19 protein-coding genes and 1 pseudogene are annotated in these 24,858 nt (G+C 66.1%); 7 read left to right on the top strand and 13 right to left on the bottom strand.

Going from position 1 to position 24,858, the window contains the following annotated elements; translation table 11 throughout:
- Positions 1-12: 12 nt before the first annotated feature.
- The 10 genes and pseudogenes from ACIPRI_RS13480 to ACIPRI_RS13435 form a co-directional block, all read right to left on the bottom strand.
- Positions 13-1,188 carry an acetyl-CoA C-acyltransferase gene (locus tag ACIPRI_RS13480; protein WP_446621957.1) on the bottom strand — a complete coding sequence of 392 codons (1,176 nt, stop codon included), beginning with the start codon at positions 1,186-1,188 and terminating at the stop codon, positions 13-15.
- A 38-nt stretch (positions 1,189-1,226) separates the two neighbouring features.
- Positions 1,227-2,741: pseudogene (locus ACIPRI_RS13475) on the bottom strand (M20 family peptidase); the annotation flags it as partial.
- The gene (locus ACIPRI_RS13470; RefSeq protein ID WP_446621956.1) at positions 2,731-4,833 is read right to left on the bottom strand and encodes a 3-hydroxyacyl-CoA dehydrogenase NAD-binding domain-containing protein; all 2,103 of its coding nucleotides are present in this window, start codon (positions 4,831-4,833) and stop codon (positions 2,731-2,733) included. The gene ACIPRI_RS13470 and the pseudogene ACIPRI_RS13475, both read right to left, overlap by 11 nt.
- A gap of 190 nt (positions 4,834-5,023) precedes the next feature.
- Positions 5,024-5,719 carry an ABC transporter ATP-binding protein gene (locus ACIPRI_RS13465; protein WP_446621955.1) on the bottom strand — a complete coding sequence of 232 codons (696 nt, stop codon included), beginning with the start codon at positions 5,717-5,719 and terminating at the stop codon, positions 5,024-5,026.
- Position 5,720: 1 nt separating this feature from the next.
- Positions 5,721-6,488: an ABC transporter ATP-binding protein gene (locus ACIPRI_RS13460; RefSeq protein ID WP_446621954.1), complete on the bottom strand. Its 768-nt coding sequence runs from the start codon at positions 6,486-6,488 to the stop codon at positions 5,721-5,723.
- Positions 6,489-6,507: 19 nt separating this feature from the next.
- Positions 6,508-7,809: a branched-chain amino acid ABC transporter permease gene (locus ACIPRI_RS13455; RefSeq protein WP_446621953.1), complete on the bottom strand. Its 1,302-nt coding sequence runs from the start codon at positions 7,807-7,809 to the stop codon at positions 6,508-6,510.
- A gap of 81 nt (positions 7,810-7,890) precedes the next feature.
- Positions 7,891-8,838, bottom strand: a complete 948-nt coding sequence (locus ACIPRI_RS13450) for a branched-chain amino acid ABC transporter permease (RefSeq protein WP_446621952.1) — start codon at positions 8,836-8,838, stop codon at positions 7,891-7,893.
- 98 nt (positions 8,839-8,936) lie between these two features.
- Complete coding sequence (locus ACIPRI_RS13445) at positions 8,937-10,181, bottom strand: branched-chain amino acid ABC transporter substrate-binding protein (RefSeq protein ID WP_446621951.1); 1,245 nt, start codon at positions 10,179-10,181, stop codon at positions 8,937-8,939.
- 187 nt (positions 10,182-10,368) lie between these two features.
- Positions 10,369-11,997, bottom strand: coding sequence for a 3-(methylthio)propionyl-CoA ligase (locus ACIPRI_RS13440; RefSeq protein ID WP_446621950.1), 1,629 nt, complete (start codon positions 11,995-11,997; stop codon positions 10,369-10,371).
- A 100-nt stretch (positions 11,998-12,097) separates the two neighbouring features.
- Complete coding sequence (locus tag ACIPRI_RS13435; protein ID WP_446621949.1) at positions 12,098-13,864, bottom strand: carboxylesterase/lipase family protein; 1,767 nt, start codon at positions 13,862-13,864, stop codon at positions 12,098-12,100.
- Positions 13,865-14,110: 246 nt separating this feature from the next.
- On the opposite strand from ACIPRI_RS13435, the gene ACIPRI_RS13430 reads away from it, so the two are divergent.
- The 7 genes from ACIPRI_RS13430 to ACIPRI_RS13400 all read left to right on the top strand — a co-directional run bounded on the left by ACIPRI_RS13430 (position 14,111) and on the right by ACIPRI_RS13400 (position 19,394).
- The gene (locus ACIPRI_RS13430; RefSeq protein ID WP_446622102.1) at positions 14,111-15,079 is read left to right on the top strand and encodes an AraC family transcriptional regulator; all 969 of its coding nucleotides are present in this window, start codon (positions 14,111-14,113) and stop codon (positions 15,077-15,079) included.
- A gap of 44 nt (positions 15,080-15,123) precedes the next feature.
- Positions 15,124-16,608: a protein adenylyltransferase SelO gene (locus ACIPRI_RS13425; RefSeq protein WP_446621948.1), complete on the top strand. Its 1,485-nt coding sequence runs from the start codon at positions 15,124-15,126 to the stop codon at positions 16,606-16,608.
- Positions 16,605-17,018, top strand: coding sequence for a peptide-methionine (R)-S-oxide reductase MsrB (gene msrB / locus ACIPRI_RS13420; RefSeq protein WP_446621947.1), 414 nt, complete (start codon positions 16,605-16,607; stop codon positions 17,016-17,018). The genes ACIPRI_RS13425 and msrB overlap by 4 nt, the downstream gene beginning before the upstream one ends.
- Complete coding sequence (locus ACIPRI_RS13415; RefSeq protein ID WP_446621946.1) at positions 17,015-17,554, top strand: septation protein A; 540 nt, start codon at positions 17,015-17,017, stop codon at positions 17,552-17,554. Before msrB ends, ACIPRI_RS13415 begins: the two co-directional genes overlap by 4 nt.
- Before the next feature lie 2 nt (positions 17,555-17,556).
- Complete coding sequence (locus ACIPRI_RS13410; RefSeq protein WP_446621945.1) at positions 17,557-17,835, top strand: BolA family protein; 279 nt, start codon at positions 17,557-17,559, stop codon at positions 17,833-17,835.
- A 26-nt stretch (positions 17,836-17,861) separates the two neighbouring features.
- Positions 17,862-18,647, top strand: coding sequence for a peptidylprolyl isomerase (locus ACIPRI_RS13405; protein WP_446621944.1), 786 nt, complete (start codon positions 17,862-17,864; stop codon positions 18,645-18,647).
- A gap of 108 nt (positions 18,648-18,755) precedes the next feature.
- Positions 18,756-19,394: a LysE family translocator gene (locus tag ACIPRI_RS13400; RefSeq protein ID WP_446621943.1), complete on the top strand. Its 639-nt coding sequence runs from the start codon at positions 18,756-18,758 to the stop codon at positions 19,392-19,394.
- A gap of 34 nt (positions 19,395-19,428) precedes the next feature.
- On the opposite strand, the gene ACIPRI_RS13395 is transcribed toward ACIPRI_RS13400, so the two are convergent.
- The 3 genes from ACIPRI_RS13395 to ACIPRI_RS13385 form a co-directional block, all read right to left on the bottom strand.
- On the bottom strand, positions 19,429-20,601 hold the full coding sequence (locus ACIPRI_RS13395; RefSeq protein ID WP_446621942.1) for a DUF5666 domain-containing protein: 1,173 nt from the start codon (positions 20,599-20,601) through the stop codon (positions 19,429-19,431).
- A complete protein-coding gene (locus ACIPRI_RS13390; RefSeq protein ID WP_446621941.1) occupies positions 20,601-21,425 on the bottom strand; it encodes a DUF6502 family protein in 825 nt (274 codons plus the stop codon). Before ACIPRI_RS13390 ends, ACIPRI_RS13395 begins: the two co-directional genes overlap by 1 nt.
- Positions 21,426-21,509: 84 nt before the next feature.
- On the bottom strand, positions 21,510-24,851 hold the full coding sequence (locus ACIPRI_RS13385; RefSeq protein ID WP_446621940.1) for a pilus assembly protein: 3,342 nt from the start codon (positions 24,849-24,851) through the stop codon (positions 21,510-21,512).
- Positions 24,852-24,858 lie beyond the last annotated feature (7 nt).

The following is a 24,858-nucleotide window of genomic DNA, read 5'->3' as shown; positions in this document are numbered from 1 at the left end:
TAGTCATCCGCGTCAGAGAACTTCAAATACTCCGGCGGCGCCCATGCCGCCGCCGATGCACATCGTGACGACGACCTTCTTGGCGCCGCGGCGCTTGCCTTCGATCAAAGCGTGGCCCGTGAGGCGCTGGCCGCTCACGCCGTAGGGGTGGCCCACGGCAATGGCGCCGCCGTTGACGTTCAGGCGGTCATCCGGCAGGCCCAGCTTGTCGCGGCAGTAGATCACCTGCACGGCGAAGGCTTCGTTCAGTTCCCACAGGTCGATGTCGCCGACCTTCAGGCCCAGTTTGGACAGCACCTTCGGGATCGCGAAGACCGGGCCGATGCCCATTTCGTCAGGCTCGCAGCCGGCCACGGCGAAGCCGAGGAAGCGGCCCAGGGGCTTCAGGCCCTTTTGCTGCGCAAACTTCTCGTCGACCACCACGCAGGCGCCGGCGCCGTCGGAGAACTGGCTGGCATTGCCGGCCGAGATCAGGCCGCCGGGCATCGCCGAGCGGATGCCACTGATGCCTTCCTTGGTGGTGCCGGCGCGGATGCCTTCGTCGTTCTCGACGGTGACTTCCTTGGTGCGCAGGCCCATGACCGGGTCGGCCACGCCGGCCAGCACGGTGATGGGGGCGATCTCGTCCTTGAACTTGCCGGCTTCCAGCGCGGCGGAGGCGCGCTGCTGGCTGCGGGCGCCGTATTCGTCCATGGCGTCGCGGCCGATGCCGTAGCGCTTGGCGACCTGCTCGGCCGTCTGCAGCATGTTCCAGTAGATCTCGGGCTTCTGCTTCATCAGCGCCGGGTCCACGAGCATGTGCTTGTTGGCTTCGTTCTGCACGCAGGAGATGCTCTCCACGCCGCCGGCCACATACACGTCACCCTCGCCCGCGATGATGCGCTGGGCGGCGGTGGCGATGGTCTGCAGGCCCGAGGAGCAGAAGCGGTTGATGGTCATGCCCGAGGTGGTGATGGGCAGGCCGGCCTTCAGCGCGATCTGGCGCGCGATGTTGGAGCCGGTGGCCCCTTCGGGCGTGGCGCAACCCATGATCACGTCGTCGACCAGGGCACCGTCGATGCCGGCGCGCGCAACGGCGTGCTGCACCGCGTGGCCGCCCAGGGTGGCGCCGTGGGTCATGTTGAAGGCACCCTTCCAGCTCTTGGCGAGCGGGGTACGGGCGGTGGAAACGATGACGGCGCTGGTCATGATGGATTTCCTTTTCGTGTGAAGGTCAGGTAACGGGGTCAGCTCGGCGAGGCCGGATTGCCGGCGTTGCGCAGGAGCTGGTGATAGAACTGGATCATCTCGACGTAGTTGGCGATCGAGACGCGCTCGTTGGTGCCGTGAAAGCGCGGCAGGTCTTCCGGCTTGGCGCGCACCGGCGAGAAACGGTAGACGGCATCGGCCGCCGGGCCCATGTGGCGGCCGTCGGTGGCGGCCACCATCAGCCCGGGCGCCACCACGCCTTCGGGGAAGACCTGGCGCACCGTCTGCTGGATGGCCGCGTACCCTGCCCCGTCCACCGGCGAGACCGCCGAAGGCTCGGAATTGCCCGGGTACGGCTGCACCTTGATGGCGTCGTTGCCCACCGCCTGGTGCACATGCTGCTCGACCGAGGCCAGGCTGTCGCCCGGCAGAATGCGGAAGTTCACCGTGGCCTCGACATGGCCGGGCATCACGTTGTCCTTGTTGCCCGCATTCACGATGGTCAGCGCGGTGGTGGTGCGCAGCATGGCGTTGCTGCTCGGGCTCTTCTCCAACTGCTTTTGCACCAGCGGGCCGAACAGCCACAGGTTGGACAGGAACACCTGGTTGACGCCCTTCATCTCGGGCGCCAGCGTGGCGAACATGTCGCCCGCCACGCCGCTGATGGCGGCCGGCATCGGCTTGGCCTCCAGTTGGGCGAGCGCGCGGCTCATGCTGCCGATGGCCGAGCTGGGCGGCGGCATCGAGGAATGGCCCGGGGCCGCGTCCAGCGTCAGCTTGAAGCTGCCGTAGCCTTTCTCGGACAGGCCGATCAGTGCGGCCGGCTTGTCCAGCCCCGGCAGCACGCCTTCGGTCACCAGCAGGCCTTCATCGAGGATCCAGGCCATGCGCACGCCGCGCGACTTGAGCAGCTCGGCAATCGCTTTCGCGCCGCGCTGGCCGCCCACCTCTTCGTCCGCGCCGGAGATGAGATAGATGGTCTGCTTGGGCGCAAAGCCGCTGGCCAGCAACATCTCGATGGCTTCCATCTGGGACACGAGGTTGCCCTTGTTGTCCCAGGCGCCGCGGCCCCAGATGTAGCCGTCCTTGATGGCGCCGCTGAAGGGCTCGACCTTCCATTCGCCTTCGGTGCCCGAGGCGATGGGCACCACGTCCTGGTGCGCCATCAGCCCGATGGGCGCCGCCTTCGGGTCGCTGCCGGTCCAGGTGTAGAGCAGCGAATGCCCGCCCACCACTTCCTTCTTCAAGGTGGCATGCAGCTTGGGAAACTGCTCGCTCAGGTAGGCCTGCAGCTTCACGAACTGGTCGGCGTTCAGGCCCGGGTCGTCCTGGCTGGACACCGTCTTGAAGCCGATCGCGCCGGACAGCCGCCTGGCCACGGCCGCAGCGTCGACCGCCACCTTCTGCACCGGCGGCACGCTGACCTGGCGCGACGGGTTGCGCCAGGTGTTGATGCCCACCGCCACAGCCAGTGCGGCGAGCACCAGCAGCAGCCCGAGGAAAACGCGCTTGATGTTCAAGGCATGCGTCCTGGTGCGTGGCTCAGCTGAACTGCTTGCCTTCGGCGGCCAGCTTCTGGATCAACGGTGCCGGCTCCCAGAACTTGGCGTCGTCATTCGGGTTCTGCGCAAAGCGCTTCATCGCCGAGGCCACGTTGTACAGGCCGACCTGGCTGGCGTAGTGCATCGGGCCGCCGCGCCAGATCGGGAAGCCGTAGCCGGTGAGGTAGACCATGTCGATGTCGCCGGCCTTGGAGGCAATGCCGTCCTCCAGGATGTGGGCACCTTCGTTGACCAGGGCGTAGACCAGGCGCTGCACGATTTCATCGTCGGAGATCTTGCGCGGCGTGATGCCCAGTTCCTTGCGGTGATCCTCGATCATCTTGTTGACCAGGTCCGACGGGATCGCGTCGCGCTTGCCCGGCGCGTAGTCGTACCAGCCGGCGCCAGTTTTTTGACCAAAGCGGCCCAGCTCGCACAGCTTGTCGGCCGTCTTGCTGTACAACATGCCGGCGCGCTCGGTGGCGCGGCGCTTGCGGATGGCCCAGCCGATGTCGTTGCCGGCCAGGTCGCCCATGCGGAACGGGCCCATGGCAAAGCCGAACTTCTCGACCGCCTTGTCGACCTGCTGCGGCGTCGCGCCTTCGTCCAGCAGGAAGCCAGCCTGGCGGCTGTACTGCTCGATCATGCGGTTGCCGATGAAGCCGTCGCACACGCCCGAGACCACCGAGGTCTTCTTGATCTTCTTGCCAATGGCCATCACCGTGGCCAGCACGTCCTTGCCGGTCTTGGCGCCGCGCACCACTTCCAACAGCTTCATCACGTTGGCCGGGCTGAAGAAGTGCATGCCGACCACGTCCTGCGGACGCTTGGTAAAGGCTGCGATCTTGTCGACGTCGAGCGTGGAGGTGTTGGAGGCCAGGATGGCGCCAGGCTTGGCGACACGGTCAAGTTCCTTGAACACGGCTTCCTTGACGCCCAGCTCCTCGAACACGGCCTCGATGATCAGGTCGCAGTCCTTCAGATCGTCGTAGCTCAGCGTGGTGGAGAGCAGCGACATGCGCTGGTCGTACTTGTCCTGCTTGAGCTTGCCCTTCTTGACCTGCGCTTCGTAGTTCTTCTTGATGGTGGCGATGCCGCGGTCCAGCGCCTCCTGCTTCATCTCGAGGATCTTGACCGGGATGCCGGCGTTCAGGAAGTTCATCGAGATGCCGCCGCCCATGGTGCCGGCGCCGATCACGCCCACCGTCTTGATCTCGCGCTTGGGCGTGTCGTCCGCCACGTCGGGGATCTTGCTGGCGGCACGCTCGGCCATGAACAGGTGGCGCAAGGCGGCCGATTCGGGCGTGAACATCAGGGCCGTGAAGATGCGGCGCTCTTCCGCCATGCCGTCGTCGAACTTCATCTTGGTCGCGGCCTGCACGGCGTCCACGCACTTGCCCGGGGCCGGGAAGTTCTTCGACATGCCGGCGACCATGTTGCGCGCGAACTGGAAGTAGGCGTCGCCCTGCGGGTGCTTGCACGGCAGGTTGCGCACCAGCGGCAGCGGCTCGCCCTTGGTGGCCACATCCTTGGCGAACTCGATGGCTTCCTGCACCACCGTCTCGGCGGAAGCGGCCATCTTGTCGAACAGCTTCTGGCCCGGCAGGCTGGCCAGCAGTTCGCTCTTCACCGGCTCGCCGCTGACGATCATGTTGAGGGCCGTTTCCACGCCCAGCACGCGCGGCAGGCGCTGCGTGCCGCCGGCGCCGGGGATCAGGCCCAGCTTGACTTCGGGCAGCGCGACGCTGGTGCCGGGTGCGGCCACGCGGTAGTGGCAGCCCAGGGCCAGCTCGAGGCCGCCGCCCATGCAGACGGTGTGGATCGCGGCGACCACCGGCTTGGTGGTGGCTTCCACCGCCAGGATCACCGACAGCAGGTTGGGTTCGGCCAGCGCCTTGGGCGAGCCGAATTCCTTGATGTCCGCGCCGCCCGAGAAAGCCTTGCCGGCGCCGGTGATGACCACTGCCTTCACGGCCGCGTCGGCTTGCGCCTTGGCCAGGCCTTCGGTGATGCCCAGGCGCGTTGCATGGCCCAGGCCGTTGACCGGAGGATTGTTCAAGGTGATCACGGCCACGTCGCCGTGGACTTTGTATTCAGCGGTCATGCTGCGTTCCTTTGAATGGGAAGAAGAAATGGGGACGAACCCAGGCGACGCCGGCCGCCAATCCTGCGGCCCGCATGCGCCCGTTGCCAAAAAGCACGGGTGTTCTTTTTTTTGATTCTAGGCCCATGTCCCGCGCGTTTGGAGTCGCGCTAGGGACAAAGGCGGGAGCCTCTTGAAGGGCCCTGGATGCTCAGACTTCCAGCCACTCTTTCCGAGTGCCGGCATCGGCGCGCAATGAGTCGGGCGTGCCGTCGAAAACGATCGTACCGTGGCCCATGACCAGCGCGCGATCGGAAATGTGCATCGCAATGGTCAGTTTCTGTTCAATCAGCAACACGGAGATACCGCGGTCCTTCAGGCGCTTGAGGTACTCGCCCACCAGCTCGACGATCTTGGGCGCCAGGCCCTCGGTCGGCTCGTCGATGATGATGAGGTCGGGATCGCCCATCAGGGTGCGGCACAGGGTCAGCATCTGCTGCTCGCCGCCCGAGAGCACGCCGGCCTCGGTGTGCTGGCGCTCCTTCAGGCGCGGGAACATGGCGTACATGTCCTCGAAGCTCCAGCGGCTGTCCTTGCCCGCGCCCTTCTGGCCCAGGAGCAGGTTCTGATGCACCGTGAGCTTGGGGAAGATGTCGCGGTTTTCCGGCACGTAGCCGATGCCCAGATGCGCCACCTCGTAGGCCTTCTTGCGCAGGATGTCCTGCCCCTTCCACGAAAGGCCGCCCTCGGCATGCACCAGGCCCATGATGGCCTTGGCCGTGGTGGAGCGGCCCGAGCCGTTGCGCCCCAGCAGCGCCACGATCTCGCCCTTGCCCACCTCGAAGGAGACGCCATGCAGCACATGGCTCTTGCCGTAGTAGGCGTGAATGTCTTGCAGCTTCAGCATCTCAATGTCCTCCCTGGGCCTGGGCCACAGGCGAGCCCAGGTAGGCCTCCTGCACCCGCGCGTTGGCGCGCACCGCGTCCGGCGTGTCGAATGCGATCACCTCGCCATACACCACCACCGCGATCTTGTCGGCCAGGCCGAACACCACGCCCATGTCGTGCTCCACCGTGAGCAGGGTGCGGCCGACCGTCACCTGCTTGATCAGCGAGATGAAGTGAGAGGTCTCGGTCTTGCTCATGCCGGCGGTGGGTTCGTCCAGGAGGATCACCTCGGCGCCGCCCGCGATGGTGACGCCGATCTCCAGCGCGCGCTGCTCGGCATAGGTGAGGTTCACCGCCAGCACGTTGCGCTTGCGGCCCAGCCCCACCTGCACCAGCAGTTCCTCGGCCCGCGCGTTGGCATCGTGCAGGTTGGACAGGAAACGCAGGAAGCTGTAGCGGTACCCCAGGCTCCACAGCACGCCGCAGCGCAGGTTCTCGAAAACGCTCAGCTTGGGAAAGATGTTGGTGATCTGGAAGCTGCGCGACAGCCCCAGCCGGTTCACCTCGAAAGGCTTCAGGCCGTCGATGCGCTTGCCCTTCAGGTGCACCTCGCCGCTGCTGGGCGCCATGCGTCCGCTGACGAGGTTGAACAAGGTGGATTTTCCGGCGCCGTTGGGGCCGATGATGGCAATGCGCTCGCCGGCATTCACCGCGAGGTCGACGCCGCGGATGATCTCGGTCTTGCCGAAGCTCTTGCGCAGGTCTTTGAGTTCGAGTGCGTAGGTCATGTTGTTCTTCGTCTCCCGATCAGACCGTTTCGCGCCGCTTGATCTCGGCTTCGATCTCTTCCTGCGCGTGGCCCCAGATGCGCACGAACTTGCGCCGCGCCATCTCGAACAGGGCCACGCCCACCACCAACAGCACGCTGGCGATGATCCAGGAAGCCGGCTTGGAGGTGTCCAGATCGATGCCGAACAGCGGCACTATCGGGCCCAGCGCCGCATTGAGCTGCATGTGGTAGGTCATCTCGATCAGCACCGCGGCGCCCGCCACGAAGATGGCCGAGGTCGCGATGAGGCCCAGGTAGGGCACCACCAGGCGCTTGAACTTGCCGAAGGCCGCCACGCGCAGGTTCATCATGATCAGGCTGGCCACGCCGCCGGGCGCGAACATCACCATCAAGAGGAACACCAGGCCCAGGTACAGGAGCCAGGCCTTGCTCAGCTCCGACAGCAGGATCGAGGCCAGCACCAGCAGCACCGCGCCGATCATGGGACCGAAGAAGAAGGTGGCGCCGCCCAGGAAGGTGAACAGCAGGTAGCCGCCGGAACGGACCGCGTTCAGGCTGTCGGCCGCGTTCACGATCTCGAAGTTGATGGCCGCCAGCCCGCCCCCGATACCGCCGAAGAAGCCGGCGATGATGAAGGCGAAGTAGCGCACGTACTGCGTGTTGTAGCCGATGAACTCGACGCGCTCCGGGTTGTCGCGCACCGCATTGAGCATGCGGCCCAGCGGCGTGCCGGTGAAGGCGAACATCAGCGCGGTGCAGACGAAGCAGTAGGCGGCGATCAGGTAGTACACCTGGATCTGCGGCCCGAAGGTCAGGCCCAGGAAGGCGCCATAGGTGCGGTCGGTGGTGACGCCGCCCTCCCCGCCGAAGAAGCCGGGGAACATCAGCGCCATGGCCGCCACCAGCTCGCCGATGCCCAGCGTGATCATGGCGAAGGTGGTGCCCGACTTCTTGGTCGTGACGAAGCCGAACAGCACCGCGAAGAAGGCGCCGCCCAGCCCGCCCACCAGCGGGATCAGCACCAGCGGCACCGGGATCGAGCCCTTGCTGGCCAGGTTCATCGCGTGGATGGCGATGAAGGAGCCCAGGCCGACATAGACCGCGTGGCCGAAGCTCAGCATGCCGCCCTGGCCCAACAGCATGTTGTAGCTCAGGCAGATGATCACCAGGTAGCCGATCTGCGAGAGCATGGTGAGGGCCAGGCTGCTCCTGAAGAGCATGGGCGCCACGATCAGGCCGATGGCGAAGATCGACCAGATCAGGATGCGGCCGACGTTCATCGGCTTGAAGCGGTAGTAGGGAGTCGTCGTCGTGGACATGGCGGTATTCATTGGATGACCTTCGTGCTTCGCACTGCGGTGCGAGCCCCCTTCGGAGCGGCCGGGCGTGGGCTCATGGCTTCAGTCCTCTCGCGTACCCAGCAGGCCCTTGGGCCTGAAGATCAGGATCAGCACGAGGAACAGGTAAGGAAGGATCGGCGCCACCTGCGAGATGGTGAGCGAGAGCAGCGGGTAGCCGAAGGTCTCGGACGTGATGTTCATGCCCAGCCCCTGCAGCGCCGACGCGCCCGAATAGTCCAGCGCCACCGCGAAGGTCTGGATGATGCCGATCAGCAGCGACGCCAGGAAGGCGCCGGCCAGCGAGCCCATGCCGCCCACCACCACGACCACGAAGATGATGGAACCCACCGAAGCGGCCATGGCCGGCTCGGTGACGTAGGTGTTGCCGCCGATCACGCCCGCCAGGCCCGCCAGCGCAGCGCCGCCGCCGAACACCAGCATGAAGACGCGCGGCACGTTGTGGCCCAGCGCCTCGACCATCTCGGGGTGCTTGAGCGCCGCCTGGATCACCAGGCCGATGCGGGTGCGGGTCAGCAGCAGCCAGACCGACAACAGCATCAAGAGCGCCACCAGCATGATGAAGGAGCGCGAACGCGGAAACTGCGTGCCGTACAGGCTGAACAGCGGCCCCTGCAGCGCTTCGGGCAGGCCGTAGGGCACGGTGGAGCGGCCCCACACCAGTTGCACCAGTTCCAGGATCAGGTAAGAGAGGCCGAAGGTCACCAGCAGTTCGGGCACATGGCCGAACTTGTGCACCCGGCGCAGGCTGTAGCGCTCGAAGGCCGCCCCCAGGGCACCGACCAGCAGCGGCGCGATGAAGAGGGCCGGCCAGAAGCCCAGCACACCCGACACCGTGTAGGCGAAATAGGCACCCAGCATGTAGAAGCTGGTGTGCGCGAAATTGAGCACGCCCATCATGCTGAAGATGAGCGTCAGGCCCGAGCTGAGCATGAACAGCAGCAGCCCGTAGCTGACGCCGTTCAGCAGCGAGATGACAAAGAATTCCAAGATTCCACTCCCGTATCGACAAAAAAAAGGCCCGAACCGGGTCGGGCCCTTCTACTTGCGAAGCCGCGCGGTGCGCGCGGCTCCAAGCAGGCCTCTCGTCAGCCGGTCTGGCCCGGGCGCTTCATCTGGCAGGTGGTGGGCGTGCTGGCCACGTAGGGCTCGTAGTACTTCACCGGCACGAAGGTGTAGCCGGTGGCTTCGGCATCGACCGCGTACTTGCCGCCGGCCTTTTCCCACTTGGTGATGTACAGGCCCTGCTGCATCTGGTGGTCTGCCTTGCGCAGTTCGACCTCGCCGTTGAAGCTCTTGAACTTCATGTTCTCGAGCGCGGCCGCCACCTTGACCGGGTCGGTCGACTTGGTCTTGACGAAGGCGTCGGTGAGCATCTGGAAGGCCGAGTAGGCCGCCAGGGTGTACAGGTCTTCCTTGAACTTCTTGTTGAACTCGACACCCAGTCGCTGGATCTCGCCGCCCATGTTGGCGTGGCCGTAGCTCACCTGGTAGACCTTGCCGGCGGAGGCCGCGCCCATGGCCGTGGGCGTGCCGCTCACGCTGCCATAGTAGGTGTAGAACTTGACGTTGTTCAGGCCGGCGTCGTTGGACGCCTTGATCAGGAGCGCCAGGTCGGAGCCCCAGTTGCCGGTGATGACCGTGTCGGCGCCGGAGGCCTTGATCTTGGCGATGTAGGGTGCGAAGTCGCGCACCTGCGCCAGCGGGTGCAGGTCTTCGCCGACGATCTGCACGTCGGGGCGCTTGACCTTCAGGTTTTCCTTGGCGTACTTGGCCACCTGCACGCCGTGCGCGTAGTTCTGGTTGATCAGGTAGACCTTCTTGATGTCCGGCTGATCCTTCATGTAGGTGGTCAGCGCTTCCATCTTCATGGAGGTGTCGGCGTCCAGGCGGTAGTGCCAGTAGCTGCACTTGCTGTTGGTGAGGTCCGGATCGACCGCGGCGTAGTTGATGTAGAGCAGCTCCTTGCCCGGATTGCGCGCGTTGTTCTTCTCGACCGCGTCGATGATGGCCAGCGCCGCGCCGGAGCCGTTGCCCTGCAGCACGTAGCGCACGCCCTGGTCCTGCGCCGAGCGCAGCGCGCTGGTGGTTTCCTGCGGGCTGAGCTTGTTGTCGATGCCGACGATCTCGAATTTGACGCCGGCCGCGTTCTTCTTGTTGAATTCCTCGGCCAGGAACTGGTAGGTCTTCAGCTGGTTGGTGCCCACCGCCGCCATCAGGCCGGACAGCGGATCGATCCAGGCCAGCTTGACCGTTTCGCCCTTCTGGGCGAAGGCGCCGGTGGCGCTCGCCGCAACGACGCTGGCGCAAACGAGTTTCAGAGCGAATTTCATACGAGTCTCCAGTTTCTGTCAGTCATCAAAAGTCAAAAGAACGACGGGATTACAAGCGCTTTCCAGGGAGCATCGCACAGGGATTGCCCCTAAGAAAACCTCCCCCGGGCCGCCATCTATCACCCAGGTGACAGCACGCACGATGGTGGTGCTACCGGCCGGTAGGATGCGCGCCATTCATCCAGGCTCAAAGGCCCGGCAGCTTGTAGTCCTTCAATGCTTCGCGCAGCTTGGTCTTCAGGATCTTTCCGGTGGCGCCCAGCGGGATGGATTCGACGAAGACCACGTCATCGGGAATCTGCCACTTGGCTGTCTTGCCCTCGTAGAACTTGAGCAGCTCCTCGCGCGTCACTTCGGCGCCGGGGCGCTTGACCACCACCACCACCGGGCGTTCGTCCCACTTGGGATGGAACACGCCGATGCAGGCCGCCATCGCAATGGCCGGGTGCGCCACCGCGATGTTCTCGATGTCGATCGAGCTGATCCACTCGCCGCCGGACTTGATGACGTCCTTGCTGCGGTCGGTGATCTGCAGGAAGCCGTCCGGGTCGATGGTGGCCACGTCGCCGGTGGGGAACCAGCCATCGACCAGCGGGTCGCCGCCCTCGCCCTTGAAGTACTCCTTGACCACCCAGGGCCCCTTGACCAGCAGGTTGCCGGAGGTCTTGCCGTCCCAGGGCAGATCCTTGCCATCGGCGTCGACGATCTTCATGTCCACGCCGAAGATCGCGCGGCCCTGCTTGAGGCGGATGGCCAGGCGCTCCTCGGGGTTCATCTCCAGGTGCTTGTTCTTCAGCGTGCACAGGGTGCCCAGCGGCGACATCTCGGTCATGCCCCAGGCGTGCAGCACCTCCACGCCGTACTCGTCCTGGAAGGCGCGGATCATGGCGGGCGGACAGGCCGAGCCGCCGATCACCGTGCGCTTGAGAGTCGAGAAGCGCAGGCCGGCCGGCTTCATGTGGCCCAGCATCATCTGCCAGACGGTGGGCACGCCGGCGGCGTAGCTCACCTTTTCCTGCTCAATCAGTTCATAGACTGACTTGCCATCCAGCGCCGGCCCCGGGAACACCAGCTTGCAGCCGGTCATCGCCGCCGAATAGGGAATGCCCCAGGCATTGACGTGGAACATCGGCACCACGGGCAGCACCGAATCGCGGGCCGACAGGCACATCACGTCGGGCAGCGCGGCGGCATAGGCATGCAGCACCGTGGACCGATGGCTGAAGAGCGCAGCCTTCGGATTTCCGGTGGTCCCGCTGGTGTAGCACATGCTCGAGGCGCTGTTTTCGTCGAAGCGGGGCCAGGCGTAGTCGCTGGGTTGCGTGCCCATCCAGGCCTCATAGCTGACCAGGTTGGGCACGCCACTGTCGGCCGGCAGCTTGTCGGCGTCGCACAGCGCGATCCATTTCCTGATGCCCGGGCAGCGTGCGTGCACCGCCTGGATCAACGGCAGGAAGCTCAAGTCGAAGGCCAGGATGCGGTCTTCCGCATGGTTGGCGATCCAGGCGATCTGGTCCGGGTGAAGCCGCGGGTTGATGGTGTGCAGCACTCGGCCGGAGCCGCTCACGCCGTAATACAGCTCGAGATGGCGGTAGCCGTTCCAGGCCAGGGTGGCGATGCGATCGGAAAACTCCAGCTTCTCGCCGTCAAGCGCCCGCGCGACCTGGCGCGAACGCCGGGCGACGTCGGCCCAGGTGTAACGGTGGATGTCGCCCTCGACCCTGCGCGACACGATCTCGCCGTCGCCGTGGTGGCGCTCGGCGAACTCGAGCAACGACGAAATCAGAAGCGGTTGTTCTTGCATCAGGCCCAGCATGGGTATGTCTCCTTCGTATCGGTGAAATGCGTCACGGCGGCGAGTATTGCGCAGTGCAACATCCCGAAGACTGGGGGAATGCCCGTAGCGTGGCGCCGCCTCATTGCGCCGAGATCTTGAGCGCGCTCGGCGTGGCGTCGAGCAGCAGTTTCGACGGCCATGGCGCCCAGCTGGTGCCCAGTGCGTCGACGTTCGGATCGCCCTTGCGCATGAAGGCGCCGATGCTGGCCATCATGGCATTCGACAAGGCGATGCGGCCGGGCCGGTTGGCCGCGCTGTTGGTCGCATTGGAGAACAGCGAAGGGCCGAAATTGCCGAACACGAAGCCCAGGTCGAAGGCGTGCGCCGCGCCATACACCTCGTTCCACGGATAAGGCTCCTGCGCCCAGTCGAACTGGTAGTGCCAGACGTTCGCCTGCTGCGTCTTCAAGGTGTCGAGCAGGTTGTTGCGGCTGGGCACCATGAAGGCGTTGGTGATGCGCGCGGTCATCGCGTCGTAGCCGGTGACAGGCGTTGTGACCGGCAGGTAGGCGGCATCGATGATGTCGGCCGACGTCAGCGCCGTGGGCACGTCCGGATCGAAGTTCTGCATCATGGCAAAGCGCATCGCATCATCGATCTTGATGCCGGGCTTGGGGCCGCCCACCAGCGGCAGCAGCGCCGCGAACAGCTTGCCCTCGTCGCGCGTCACGCCCACCACCGTGGGCACCTTCTGGTAGCGGCCGGCGCCGATGGCGGCGATCGGGTCGGTCGGGATCACCGTGCCGTCCGGGATCGGACCGGAGCCGGTCAGGCCCTTGACCAGCACGATCGTCAGGATCTGCTTGCCGTCCTTGGCGCGCAGGTAGTCGGCGATCTGCGCCGGCGTTTGCGTGGCGACAAACGCCGCGGCGGCCGCGGTATCGGCGGCCTTGCCGTCGGCGACCAGCAACTGGGCCAGCAGTGCGTTGCCCTGGTTCAGGTAGGCCCCGGCCGGGTTCAAGGTCGGCAGGCTGCCGGCCGGAAGGTTGCTCGCCAGCGAGATGCCGCCGGAGAGCGGCATGGCCTTGTGGAACAGGTCCTTGGCCAGCGGCGAGGTCATCAGCGCCAGCACGTTGATGGCGCCGGCCGACTGTCCCATCAAGGTGACGTTGCCGGCGTCGCCGCCGAAGGCCGCGATGTTCGTCTGGATGTATTTCAGCGCCGCCAGGTTGTCCAGCAGCGCGAAGTTGCCCGAGTCGCCACCGGCCGCGTCGCCATCGCGCAGCTGCGGCAGGTTCAGGAAGCCCAGCACGCCCAGCCGGTAGTTGGCGGTGACGACCACCGCGTTCGTCGCCTTCGCCAGCTTGGCGCCGTCATACACCGGGTCGGCGCTGTAGCCGGAGATGTTGCTGCCGCCATGGATGAACAGCAGCACCGGGAGCTTCTCGTCGGTGGAGGCCGGGCGCCAGATGTTCAGGCTCAGGCAATCCTCGCTGCCCACCGGCGTGTTGAGGGTGCTGGCGATGCTGGCGTCGTAGCGGTTGTTGGCGCCCGGGCCGTAGATGCGGCCGTTCTGCAGGCAAGGGTTGCCGAATGCCTTGGCGGTGCGGGTTTCGCTCCAGGCCTCGGGCTCGACCGGGGCGCGCCAGCGCAGCTTGCCCACCGGCGGCTGGGCAAAGGGCAGGCCCTTCCAGGCATAGGTGCCGCTGCCGGCCGAGTCGTCGATGCCTTCGACCTTGCCCTGGGCAGTGCTGCGCACGGTGGGCGGGTCCTTGGGCATTTCGGGCGCGGGCGGCGGTGCGTCGGGCGTCGCCGGTGCGCTGCTTCCCGAACCGCCGCAGGCCGCCAGTGCGGCGCAGATCAGCCAGGCGCTGGCGCGCCAACCCAATGTCTTGTTGTTGCTCATGTCTTGTCTCCTTCTTTTGGGGTTATCTGGAATGGGCCCCGCCCCGCGCGTGCTCGATACTTCGCCGCTGCACGCCTCGTGCCCCCAGCCAAAAATTCTAGGAAGACCTACCCGGTTCGCCGCTATCGCAACCGGGCCAAAGCAGTGACTTCAGAGACCCACCTTTCTCGACAACGCAACACCGCGCCAAGCAACCCGGCGCCGGTGCGCACCAGTTCCGGCGCCTGGCTGCGCGGCGTGCTCGCCATGTTCGAGGCCGAGGGCGTGGATGTCGGCGCGCTGCTGCGCGACTGCGGCTTCGACGCCAACGAACTGGCCAAGGCCGAGGCGCGCTTTCCGGCTGACGAGATCAGCCTCTTGTGGCAGCGGGCGGTGGAGCGCTCCGGCAAGGCCACGCTGGGCCTGTCGCGCGAGCTGGCGGCACGCCACGGCAACCTGGACGCAGTGGGCCACGCCATGCTGTGCAGCCCCTCGCTGCTGGCCGGGCTGGAGCGGTTGGCGCGCTACCTGGCACTGGTGTCGGATGCCGCCACCTTCGGCATGGAGCCCGAGCTGCGCGGCCAATGGCTGTGTCTGGGCAACATCGGCAGCCGGCGTCCCGTGCCGCGCCAGCGGGTCGAGTACGGGATGCTGACCATGCTGATGCTGTGCCGCTGGATCACCCGGCACGAGTTGCAGCCGCTGGCGCTGGAGCTGGTGTTTGCGCCGCCCTCCGACCTGGCGCCCTACCGCGAAGCCTTCGGGCTCACGCCCCGCTTCGGCGCGCATGCCAACCGCCTGCTGCTGGCCGGCGCCGACCTGCTGGCGCCGATTCCAACCCAGCACCCGGCCCTGGCTGCGCTGCACGAGCGGCTGCTGGAAGAGCAGCTGGCCCGCCTCGGCCAGGACAGCGTCCGGGCCCGCGTCTGCGCCGAAATTGCGCGCCGCCTGCACCAGGGCGAGCCGCGCCGCCAGGACGTCGCCGCCGGCCTGGGCCTGGCCGACCGCACCCTGCAGCGGCGCCTGCAGGCCGAAGGCAGCTCCTACCTGCAACTGCTCGACCAGACCCGGCGCGAACTGGCCCAGCACCACCTGGCCGACAAGCGCCATTCGCTGGCCGAGGTGTCCGACCTGCTTGGCTTCGTCGACACCAGCAACTTCTTTCGCGCCTGCAAGCGCTGGTTCGGACTGCCGCCGGCCCAGCTGCGCATCCAGCTGATCGACGGCGGCGGATGACCCGCCCTGCATGGGGCCGTACCGGCTGAAGGACAATCCGCCGGATGAGCCTTCTTGCCGACGAAGCCCAGGTGGTCGACCTGGGCCTGCGCTGGACCCCCGGTTTCCGCGCACTGGGCCCCGCCTTTTACACCGAGCTGCGCCCGCGCCCCCTGCCCGAACCCTACTGGGTCGGCACGAGCGCGGCGGTGGCGCGCACGCTGGGCCTCGATCCGCAACAGCTGGACACGCCCGAGGCGCTGGAGGCCTTCACCGGCAATGTCCTGCTCGCCGGCAGCCAGCCGTTGGCCAGCGTCTACAGCGGGCACCAGTTTGGCGTATGGGCCGGGCAGTTGGGCGACGGCCGCGCCCTGCTGCTGGGCGAAACCGCCAGCGGACAGGAAGTGCAGCTCAAGGGCAGCGGCCCCACGCCCTACTCGCGCATGGGCGATGGCCGCGCCGTGCTGCGCTCGAGCATCCGCGAGTTTCTCTGCAGCGAAGCGGTGCACGCCCTGGGCATTCCCACCACGCGGGCGCTGTGCGTCACCGGCTCCGATGCGCCGGTGTATCGGGAAGAAATCGAAACCTCGGCCGTGGTCACGCGGGTGGCGCCCAGCTTCATCCGCTTCGGCCACTTCGAGCACTTTGCTGCCAACGCGCGCCATGAGGAGCTGCGCCAGCTGGCCGACTATGTGATCGAGCGCTACTACCCGGCCTGCCGCGAAAGCACGCGCTTCGGCGGCAACGCCTATGCCGCCTTCCTGGAAGCGGTGAGCGAGCGCACCGCCGCCCTGCTGGCGCAGTGGCAGGCGGTGGGCTTTTGCCACGGCGTGATGAACACCGACAACATGAGCATCCTGGGGCTCACCATCGACTACGGGCCCTTCCAGTTTCTGGACGGCTTCGATCCGCGCCACATCTGCAACCACAGCGACACATCGGGCCGCTACGCTTACAACCAGCAACCGAACGTGGCGTACTGGAACCTCTTTTGCCTGGCACAGGCCTTGTTGCCGCTGATCGGCGATCAGCAGGTGGCAGTGGCGGCGCTGGAGTCCTACAAGACGGTGTTCCCGGCGCAGTTCGAATCGCGCATGCGCGCCAAGCTGGGCCTGGCCTCGGCCGAAGAAGCCGACCGCGCGCTGGTTGATGGCCTGCTGCGCCTGCTGGCCGCCGAAAAGGTGGACTGGACCATTTTCTGGCGGCGCCTGTCACAGCATGTTGCAGGCGACAGCGCCACCCTGGTGCGCGACCTGTTCATCGACCGGACGGCCATCGATGCCTGGCTGAAAGACTATGCAGAGCGCCGGGCCAGGAACAATGCGCCCGATGCCGGCGCGCAGATCATGCTGCGCAGCAATCCCAAGTTCGTGCTGCGGAACCATCTGGGCCAGATCGCGATCGACCAGGCCCGGCAAAAAGACTTCTCCGGCGTGGCTCGCTTGCAGGCCCTGCTGGAATCCCCATTTGAAGAGCACCCCGGCCACGAAGACATGGCCGGCTTCCCGCCCGACTGGGCTTCCTCCATCGAAATCAGCTGCTCGTCATGACCTACCCTGTTGAGAAATCCGAGGCCGAGTGGAAGGCGCTGCTGGCCGAAAAAGGCGCCGAGCGCGCCGCCTTCGAGGTCACCCGCCACGCCGCCACCGAACGTCCCTTCACGGGCAAGTACGAAGCCCACTGGGACGACGGCAGCTACCACTGCATCTGCTGCGGCGCCAAGCTCTTCGATTCGGGCACCAAGTTCGATGCCGGCTGCGGCTGGCCCAGCTTCTCGCAAGAGGCCATTCCCGGCGCCGTCAAGAACGTGGTGGACCGCTCGCACGGCATGGTGCGCACCGAGAACCTGTGCGCCAATTGCGGCGCGCACCTGGGCCACGTCTTTCCGGACGGCCCGACCGAAACCGGCCTGCGCTATTGCATGAACTCCGCCTCGCTCGACTTCCAACCCAAAGAATGAAACTGCTGCTCGACTTTCTTCCCATCCTGCTGTTCTTCGGCGCCTTCAAGCTCTACGGCATCTACGTCGCCACCGCCGTGCTGATGCTGGCGACCGCCATCCAGATGGGCATCGCCTACTTCACCGAAGGCAAGCTGCAGCCGATGCAAAAGGCCACGCTGGCGCTGATCCTGGTGTTCGGCACCCTCACCCTGGTGCTGCAGGACGACCGCTTCATCAAGTGGAAGCCCACCGTGCTCTATGCCGCCATGGGCATTGCGCTGGCGGTGGCTTACTGGGTCATGAAGAAGAACTTCCTGAAGATGCTGCTGGGCAGCCAGTTGGTGCTGCCCGAGCGCATCTGGTCCCACCTGAACATGGCGTGGATCGTCTACTGCCTGTTCATGTCGGCCATCAACGGCTGGGTGGCGGCCTTCTACAGCACCGATGCCTGGGTCAACTTCAAGCTGTGGGGCTATGCGTTCCCGATCGGATTCCTGGTGGCGCAGGGCCTGTATATCGCCCCGCACCTCAAGTCGGACGAGCCGAGCGCATGACCATGAGCTTGCAGCAAGCCGCACTCCCCACCGCCGACGCCCTCGATGCGCGCCTGCGCGAAGTGCTGCGCCCCACAGCGCTCGAAGTGATCGACGAAAGCGCCGCCCATGCGGGCCATGCCGGCGCCAATGCGCAGGGCTACGGCAGCCATTTCCGGGTGCGCATTGCCTCTCCGCTTTTCGAGGGCAAGAGCCGCGTGGCCCGGCATCGGCTTGTGTATGATGCATTGCACGATTTCGTGGTCCAGGGCCTTCATGCGCTTGCCATCGAAGTGCTCTGAAAAAAATCCCCCTCCCCTTGCTTTCCATGAAAAAACAACTCTTGCAGGCCATCGCGGCCGCAGCGCTGCTGGGCGCGACATCCATGGCTGCCCAGGCGCAAAACATTGCCATCGTCAACGGCCAGCCGGTGCCCAAGGCGCGCGTGGACGTGCTGGCCCAGCAATTGGCCGCCGCCGGCCGCCCGGTCACGCCGGAGATGGAGCCGCAGCTCAAGGAAGAAGTGATCGCCCGCGAGATCTTCATGCAGGAAGCCAAGAAGCAGGGCCTGGACGCCACCGATGACTACAAGGCCCAGCTCGACCTGGCCCGCCAGGCCATCCTGATCCGCCAGCTGTTCGAGACCTACCGCAAGACGCATCCGGTGACCGACGCCGAGGTGCAGGCCGAGTACGACAAGTTCGTCGCCGCCAACGCCGGCAAGGAATACAAGGCGCGCCACATCCTGGTCGAGAACGAAGACCAGGCCAAGAAGATCATTGCCGATCTGAAGAAGGGCGCCAAGTTCGAGGACATCGCCAAGAAGCAGAGCAAGGACCCGGGTTCGGGCGCGAACGGTGGCGACCTGGACTGGGCCAACCCCAGCAGCTTCGTGGTCGAATTCTCCGAAGCCATGATCAAGTTGAACAAGGGCGAGACCACGCAAGCGCCGGTCAAGTCGCAGTTCGGCTGGCACATCATCCGCGTCGACGACATCCGCCAGGCGCAGCTGCCCAAGCTGGAAGACGTCAAGCCGCAGATCTCGCAGCAACTGGCGCAGCAGCGCCTGCAAAAGTACCAGGAAGAGCTGCGCGCCAAGGCGAAGGTGGAGTAACACCTTTTCCGGCCATTCAGCTCCGGATCAGCGGCCTTTAGGGGCCGCTTTTTTTTGCTTCGGCGGGCGATACTTGCGGATCCATTTTTCTTCTTCCTGGAGTCCGCAATGCTTCCCGACCTGCCCCTGCTGCTGGCCTTCGTGGGCGCGAGCCTGGTGCTCGCCCTGACACCTGGCCCCGCCGTCGTCTACATCGTGGCGCGCACGCTGGCCCAGGGCCGCGCCTGCGGCCTGACGTCGGTGCTGGGTGTGGCGCTGGGCAATCTGGCCAATGCCGTCGGCGCCGCGCTTGGCCTGGCGGCCTTGTTTGCCGTGTCGTCGGTCGCCTTCACGGTCGTGAAATGGGTCGGCGCCGCCTATCTCGTCTATCTGGGCATCCAGCTATGGCGCAGCCCGCCGGCGGTCGCCAGCGACGCGGCGCAAGTGTCGCGCAAGCCCTTGCGCCGCATCTTTCGCGACGGCTTCCTGGTGGCCATGTTGAACCCGAAGACCACCTTGTTCTTCGCCGCCTTCCTGCCCCAGTTCATGGACGCGCACGCGAACCCGCTGCTGCAGACCCTGTCGCTGACCGGCGTCTTCATCGCGATCGCCTGCTGCACGGACCTGTTCTACGTGCTGACAGCCAGCCTCACCGCGCCTCGCCTGAACAAGGCCGCACGACGCGCTGTTTGGGGCAACCGGCTCGCGGGCACCTCCTTCATCGGCCTGGGGGTGTTGACGGCCATGGGCTCGCGGCCCGAGCACTGAAAAAGCTGCGCGGCGGCCAAGCGCTCCGGCAGCTCTATTCGAACGACAGCTGGGTCAGCAGCAGCACGCCGTTGACCACCTGCGTGCCCTGCACGTTGACGCGCACGCCATTGGCCAGTTGCCCAATGCCCGTGATGGTGACGCCGCTGGCATCCACGCGCTGGCCGCGCACGCGGAAGTCGGCCGGTGACACATACTCGCTCACGGCGCCGATCAGGGTGAAGGCAGGCAGCGCGCCGCCCCCGGGCAGATGGCGAATCTTCAGCTTGCTGGCCACCAGGACGCCACTGGCATTGAGCGTGCCGCTGGCCACCACCTTGATGCCATCGCCCAGCCTGTCGGGCTGACCGCCGGTGACTGCCGCGGCCGAGGCATCGATCGATTGGCCCAGCAGCTTGAACGCGCCTTGCGAGGCATAGTCCGTGATCACGCCTTCCAGCTGGACCTGGACACCCGCCTGTGTCGGAATGGCATACCACTCGCCCGCCAGGGGCGCGTCGCCGGCGCTGCGCGTCTCGACGCGGGTGGCACGCAGCATGCCGGGGCCGGACGGCAGGCCCCAGACCTGCACGGTGCTGTTGACCGGCAGGCTGGCCAGGCCGGGCAGATCGCCCCAGACGGTGCCCTCGTCCACGCTCACGTCGACACCTTGCAACTCGAAGCTGCCGCCTGCCACGTCGACCGAGGTCACCGGCCCGCGCAACTGCGGCACCGAGACCACCTTGGTTGCCACACCGCTGGTGAAAGCGGCGTCCACCGGACCGGTGACTGCGACCGTCATGCCGATCTGGAGCTGGCTCGCCTCCTTCAGGTCGATCGTGGCCTTGTCGATGTCGTAGCGCAAGCCGCCCACGATGATGCTGCCCATGCCGTCGACGCCGCCCACGCTGGTGGCCGCGTCGGCGGTGCTGACGCCGGTGCCGCCGGAGCCCACGCCCGAGCCGTCGCCGGTGCCATTGCCAGCCGTGCTGGTGCCATCGCCTGGCGAGGAGCCGCTGCCGCCCACGCTACCGCCGCCGCCATCCACGCCGGAGCCGGAGCCGGAGCCCGAGCCTGGCGCACCACCGCCATCCACGACGACGGTGCTGCCGTCGGTTGTGATGCTGCCGCTGCCCGTACCGCTGTAGTCGCCGCCCCCGCCGCAGGAAAGCAGCAAGGCCAACAACATCGAACCGAGGCCCGCGCGCAAGAGTTTGGTGGTGTTCATCACGATCGTGGGCCTCCGGCGCCGGCAGTTTCATCGGCGTTCTCGAAGTAGGTGTAGATGCCCACGCGCATGCGGCCCGGGGCGGTGCCCTCGGCGGTATCGACGGCGCGGTTCATCTGTTCGGTGAGTTCGTGGTGCAGCGTGCTCCAGCGCTGCCGCACCAGGGCGTGAATGGTTTCGCAGTCCTGCAGCGTGAGGCCCTTGGCATAGACGGCCCGCTCGAGCATCGGCGGCCGATCGCCGGTCACATTGGAAACCGCCGCCAGCAGGTGGTCGCGCGTGTTGTCGCCCAGAAAGGCCAGCATCGACTGCAGGTCCGCATGCGGCACGAAGCCGTCGGCCGACAGCTCGACGTGTCCGTCGTCCAACTCCGTCACCAGCTTCAGTCGCACCAGTTCATCCAGCACCGCGCGATGGTGCCAGTTGCCGCGGGTGGCCTGGCGCGCGATCTTCTCGAAGCTCAGGGCATGTTCCTCGCCTGCCATCGGCAGGCGGCGTTGACCGGGATCGTCGGCATGCATCTGCAGCCACAGCGTGAAGGTCTTGGCCGCCGCCGACACCTCGGTGCTGGGCAGCGCTTCGGCCGGCTCGCGCACCTTCGCCGTCACCGCCTTGCGGTTCAGGCCGGTGGTGACCGACAGCTGGCTGATGTTGGGCTGGGCAACGCCCTCGGCCTGCCAAAGCCGGCGCGCCTCCTCCAGCAGCAGGTTGCGCAGCAGCTCGTCCAGCTGGGGATGCTTGAGCCCCATGGTCAAGGCGAGCCGGATCACCGGGCGCAGCACGCGCGCACAAGCAGATTGGACCCAGGCGAGTTGATTTTCCATGGAGGTGTGGGGCCCGTTTATATCTCGACTGCCGGCAGGCCCCGGACCTGGGCCTGCCGGCGAGTTGACGGCGCGACCTTTTTTTTAACGGTCCGTCTCGCGGTACCAGTACGTTCTCTTGCGTACGGGGTTGACCAAGATGACAGGCTTTTGCGCGCCAAGGCCGGACTTGCCGTCGGCGCCCTTGCCCCCTCCGCCGCCGATCAGGAAAGGCAACTGCCGGTCCGTGCCGTCCACGTTGACGGTGACGATGCCAAAGACCGGCGAAGGCACCAGGCCGCCGCCTTCGAGCTTGGTGATGTCCGTGGTGCCCTTGAGGAAGTTCACCGCGTAGCTGCGGGCATCACCCAGGTTGGCCTTGCAGCTGGTCGAGCTCGTGTCGACGGGCTGGTTGGTCCCGAAATAGACCTTGCCGCCCACGGTGGTGGGGGCATTGACGCCCTTCTCGCCCGCGTTGCCCAGCGTCACGAAAAAGCCGCTCCCGCTGTTGTCATAGGGCGTGTCCGTGGTGACCCGGAACAGGGACGCGGGCTTGTTGTCCGCATTGCTGGCGGTGTCGTCGACCACGGTCGACCAGCCGCTCGCGCTGTTTCCAGGATTGCCGTCCTTGATCATGTAGAAGCGGTTGACGATGGCGTTGGCGTCGTTCGACAGCAATGGATGCTCCCGATCGCCCGTGACGTTGACCACCACGTCGTAGGTCTTGGTCAGCACGACGTCCGGCGGATAGAAGAACTTGCGCTTGGTCGTGCCAGTGCCGCCCAGGGCCGCCAGTTGGGTGACACCCCAGTCGCTGCGCGCGCCGGTGGTGGAGCGCAGCAGGTCGACTCGCCAGATGTTGCCGCCCGTGTCGGCGGCGTAGAGCCGGTCGATCAGCCCATCGAAGTCGCGGTCCACCAGCGTGATGTCGGCGGGAATCGCGTAGTTCATGCCGGGCACCTTGCAGACGTTGTCGGCGCAGCTCGCCGACGCGCCGTCCGCGGCCGGAACGGCGCGCCACAGCTGCGCGCCGGTGACAGCGTCCAGCACGAAGATGCCGCGGCCCATGTTGTCCGCCTTGGGCGGCTCGGCGTCTTCGCTGGTGTCGTAGCCGGCGCCAAAGATCAGCACCGGGTTGCTGTAGCCCTTGATCATCGCGACCTTGGGTTGCGACCAGGTCTGGCCCAACTCCTCGAAGCCGCTGTCCGTATTGCTGCGCTTCCACATGAAGGTGGGATTAGCCGGATCGCTCACGTCCAGCGCGTACAGCAGCCGCCCGCCGCGGCGCGCCGACAGGAAGAGGTAGGCCTTGCCGGTGACACGGTTGTAGTAGACGCCCGGTGCGCCGTCGAAGAAATAGGGCTTGCCGGAGCCATTGGCCGAGCCCAGGGTCAGCGCCGGGCTGTTCCTGTAGAGCTGCTGCAGGCGAGGCAGGAACTCTTCCGGCACGAAGCTCCAGAGCTCGCCGCCCGGAGGCACCTGGGTGGTCACGCCGCCGGCAGTGACCGGAATCGAGCAAGTGGCATTGCCGGCCAGCACGCAATTGCCCATGGGCGTGCGCCCGTAGTCCCCATTGCTGTCGTTGGCGGGCATGGTGGACTTCGGCGGCTGGTTGCCGTTGACGGCACGGAACAGCCCGTCATTGGCGCCGTAGAACACCACCACGCCGGTCGAGCCGCCGTAGTCGATCACCACCGGCCGCGAATGCAGCACGTCGCCATGCACCGAGCCGCGGACCGTGATCTTGGGATCCTTGACGTTGGGGCCGCTGGGCGGACTGCCCGCCTCTGGTCCAGCGTCCGTATCGCCTGCGGCACGGGTGTCGGCGCCGCGCACCCAATCGATCAGCTTGCGGGCCAGCAGCGACAGCGTGGTGGCGTCAGCCTTGATTCCCATCAGCGCATCATTCAGGCTCGTGTTGCTGGTCTTGAGGGGCATCGTGCGCAGTTCCGGCGTCGCAGTGGGATTGCAGGCGCTCCCCACGCAGGTGAAGACATTGCGCGCACTCGCATAGGTGCTCGAGTTCGCGTCGAGCGCATAGGCATCGGTCAGGTGCTTGAGCCGGATCTGCTGGCTCACGCCGCCCTTCTCCACCACTTGGCCGTCCTGCCAGTCGTAGCCATGCGTAGCCTCTTGCTGGACGTAGACGTTGCGCCAGAAGCCCTCCCAGGCATCGGGCAGGTTGTCGGTGTTCTTGGCGGTCCAGAAGCTGATCGCCGAGGTCGAAAGAAAGCCCGTGTTGGCTTCATTCAACGCCCGGGTGGCGTTGATGCCACCCTTGGAGTAGTCGCCCCAGGTCGCATCGGCCAGGAACAGCTGCGGCGCGTCGTTGTCGGTCATGTCGACACCGAACTGATACTGCTTGAGGTTGCCCATCCAGCGCGGGCTGCCGGTCTTGTCCGGCCGGAACATGCCCATGTAGATCTGGTTGACGTAGGTGCCCTGGGTGTTGGCGCTGACCGGCAGCACCGGGGCCGCGAACACGCTGTTGGTCGCCTGCACGTCCCGGAAGATGCGCTCGAGGGCCTTCACCAGCGCGTCGACGTCGCCGATCTGCACCACCGTGGCGGTGGTGCCACCCTGCTGGGCCATGCTGGCCATGAGCTGCTCGTAGTCCGGGTTGCTGCCGTCGCTCAGGATGATGCTGTAGGTGGTGATGCCGGCGTTCTTGTACATGAAGGCGGCCCACTCGTCTGCGTAGTCGCTCTTGTACTTGCCCGAGGCGCCCGTCCAGCCCGGTAGCGCGACCTGGTCCGGCAACTTGGTCAGTTTGGCCGCGGTTTGCAGCGCGGCACCGGCGCGGTCGCCGGCATCCTGCGGCTTCTGGTTGCCGGTGGCCAGCGTGACGTAAACAACGAAGTTGCGGGTGCAGGCTTGCGGGTTCTGGTTGACGGGATATTGGGTTCCGGACAGGCCGGTCTTGGCCTGATAGAAGGCCCAAGCCTCCTGCATGGCCTGGGCGATCTGGTTGTTATTGCTCTTGTCCTTGGCCAAGCTCAACGCTTCGACGCGCTTGAGCATCTTGTCCACGCCATTGCCGTCGCCGTTGCCATTGCCATCCATCAGCAGCAGCGAAGATGGCGCGGGCGTCGGGTCGGGAAGGACGAAGGTGCCTCCGTCGGTGCCCCCGGGCGGCATGTACATCAAGCCCAGATTGAGGTTTCCGTTCAGCGAAGTGTTGGTGCCCAGCGCACGTACGGCCGCATACAGTCCGCATTGCTCGAAGCCCAGGTTCTTGTCCGGGTCGTTCACCGTCAAGGCATTGCAGGTGAAGCTCGAACTGGCGGATGCCGCTGCCGCGTTGTCCAGAATGATCAGCAGGTTGGCCGGGCCCGAGGAAGCCGTGCCCTGGTAGATGTCGATGTCTTCGGCGCGTGCGCCGGCGCTGGCCAGCACGACCAAGGCCAAGGCGCCCAGCCGGCGCGCATACGAGAGTTTCTTCTTCATGTTCCTC

Source organism: Variovorax sp. LARHSF232 (assembly GCF_052871435.1).
The sequence above is the reverse complement of the archived record's forward strand: the minus strand, read 5'-3'. Positions and strand labels throughout refer to the sequence as shown.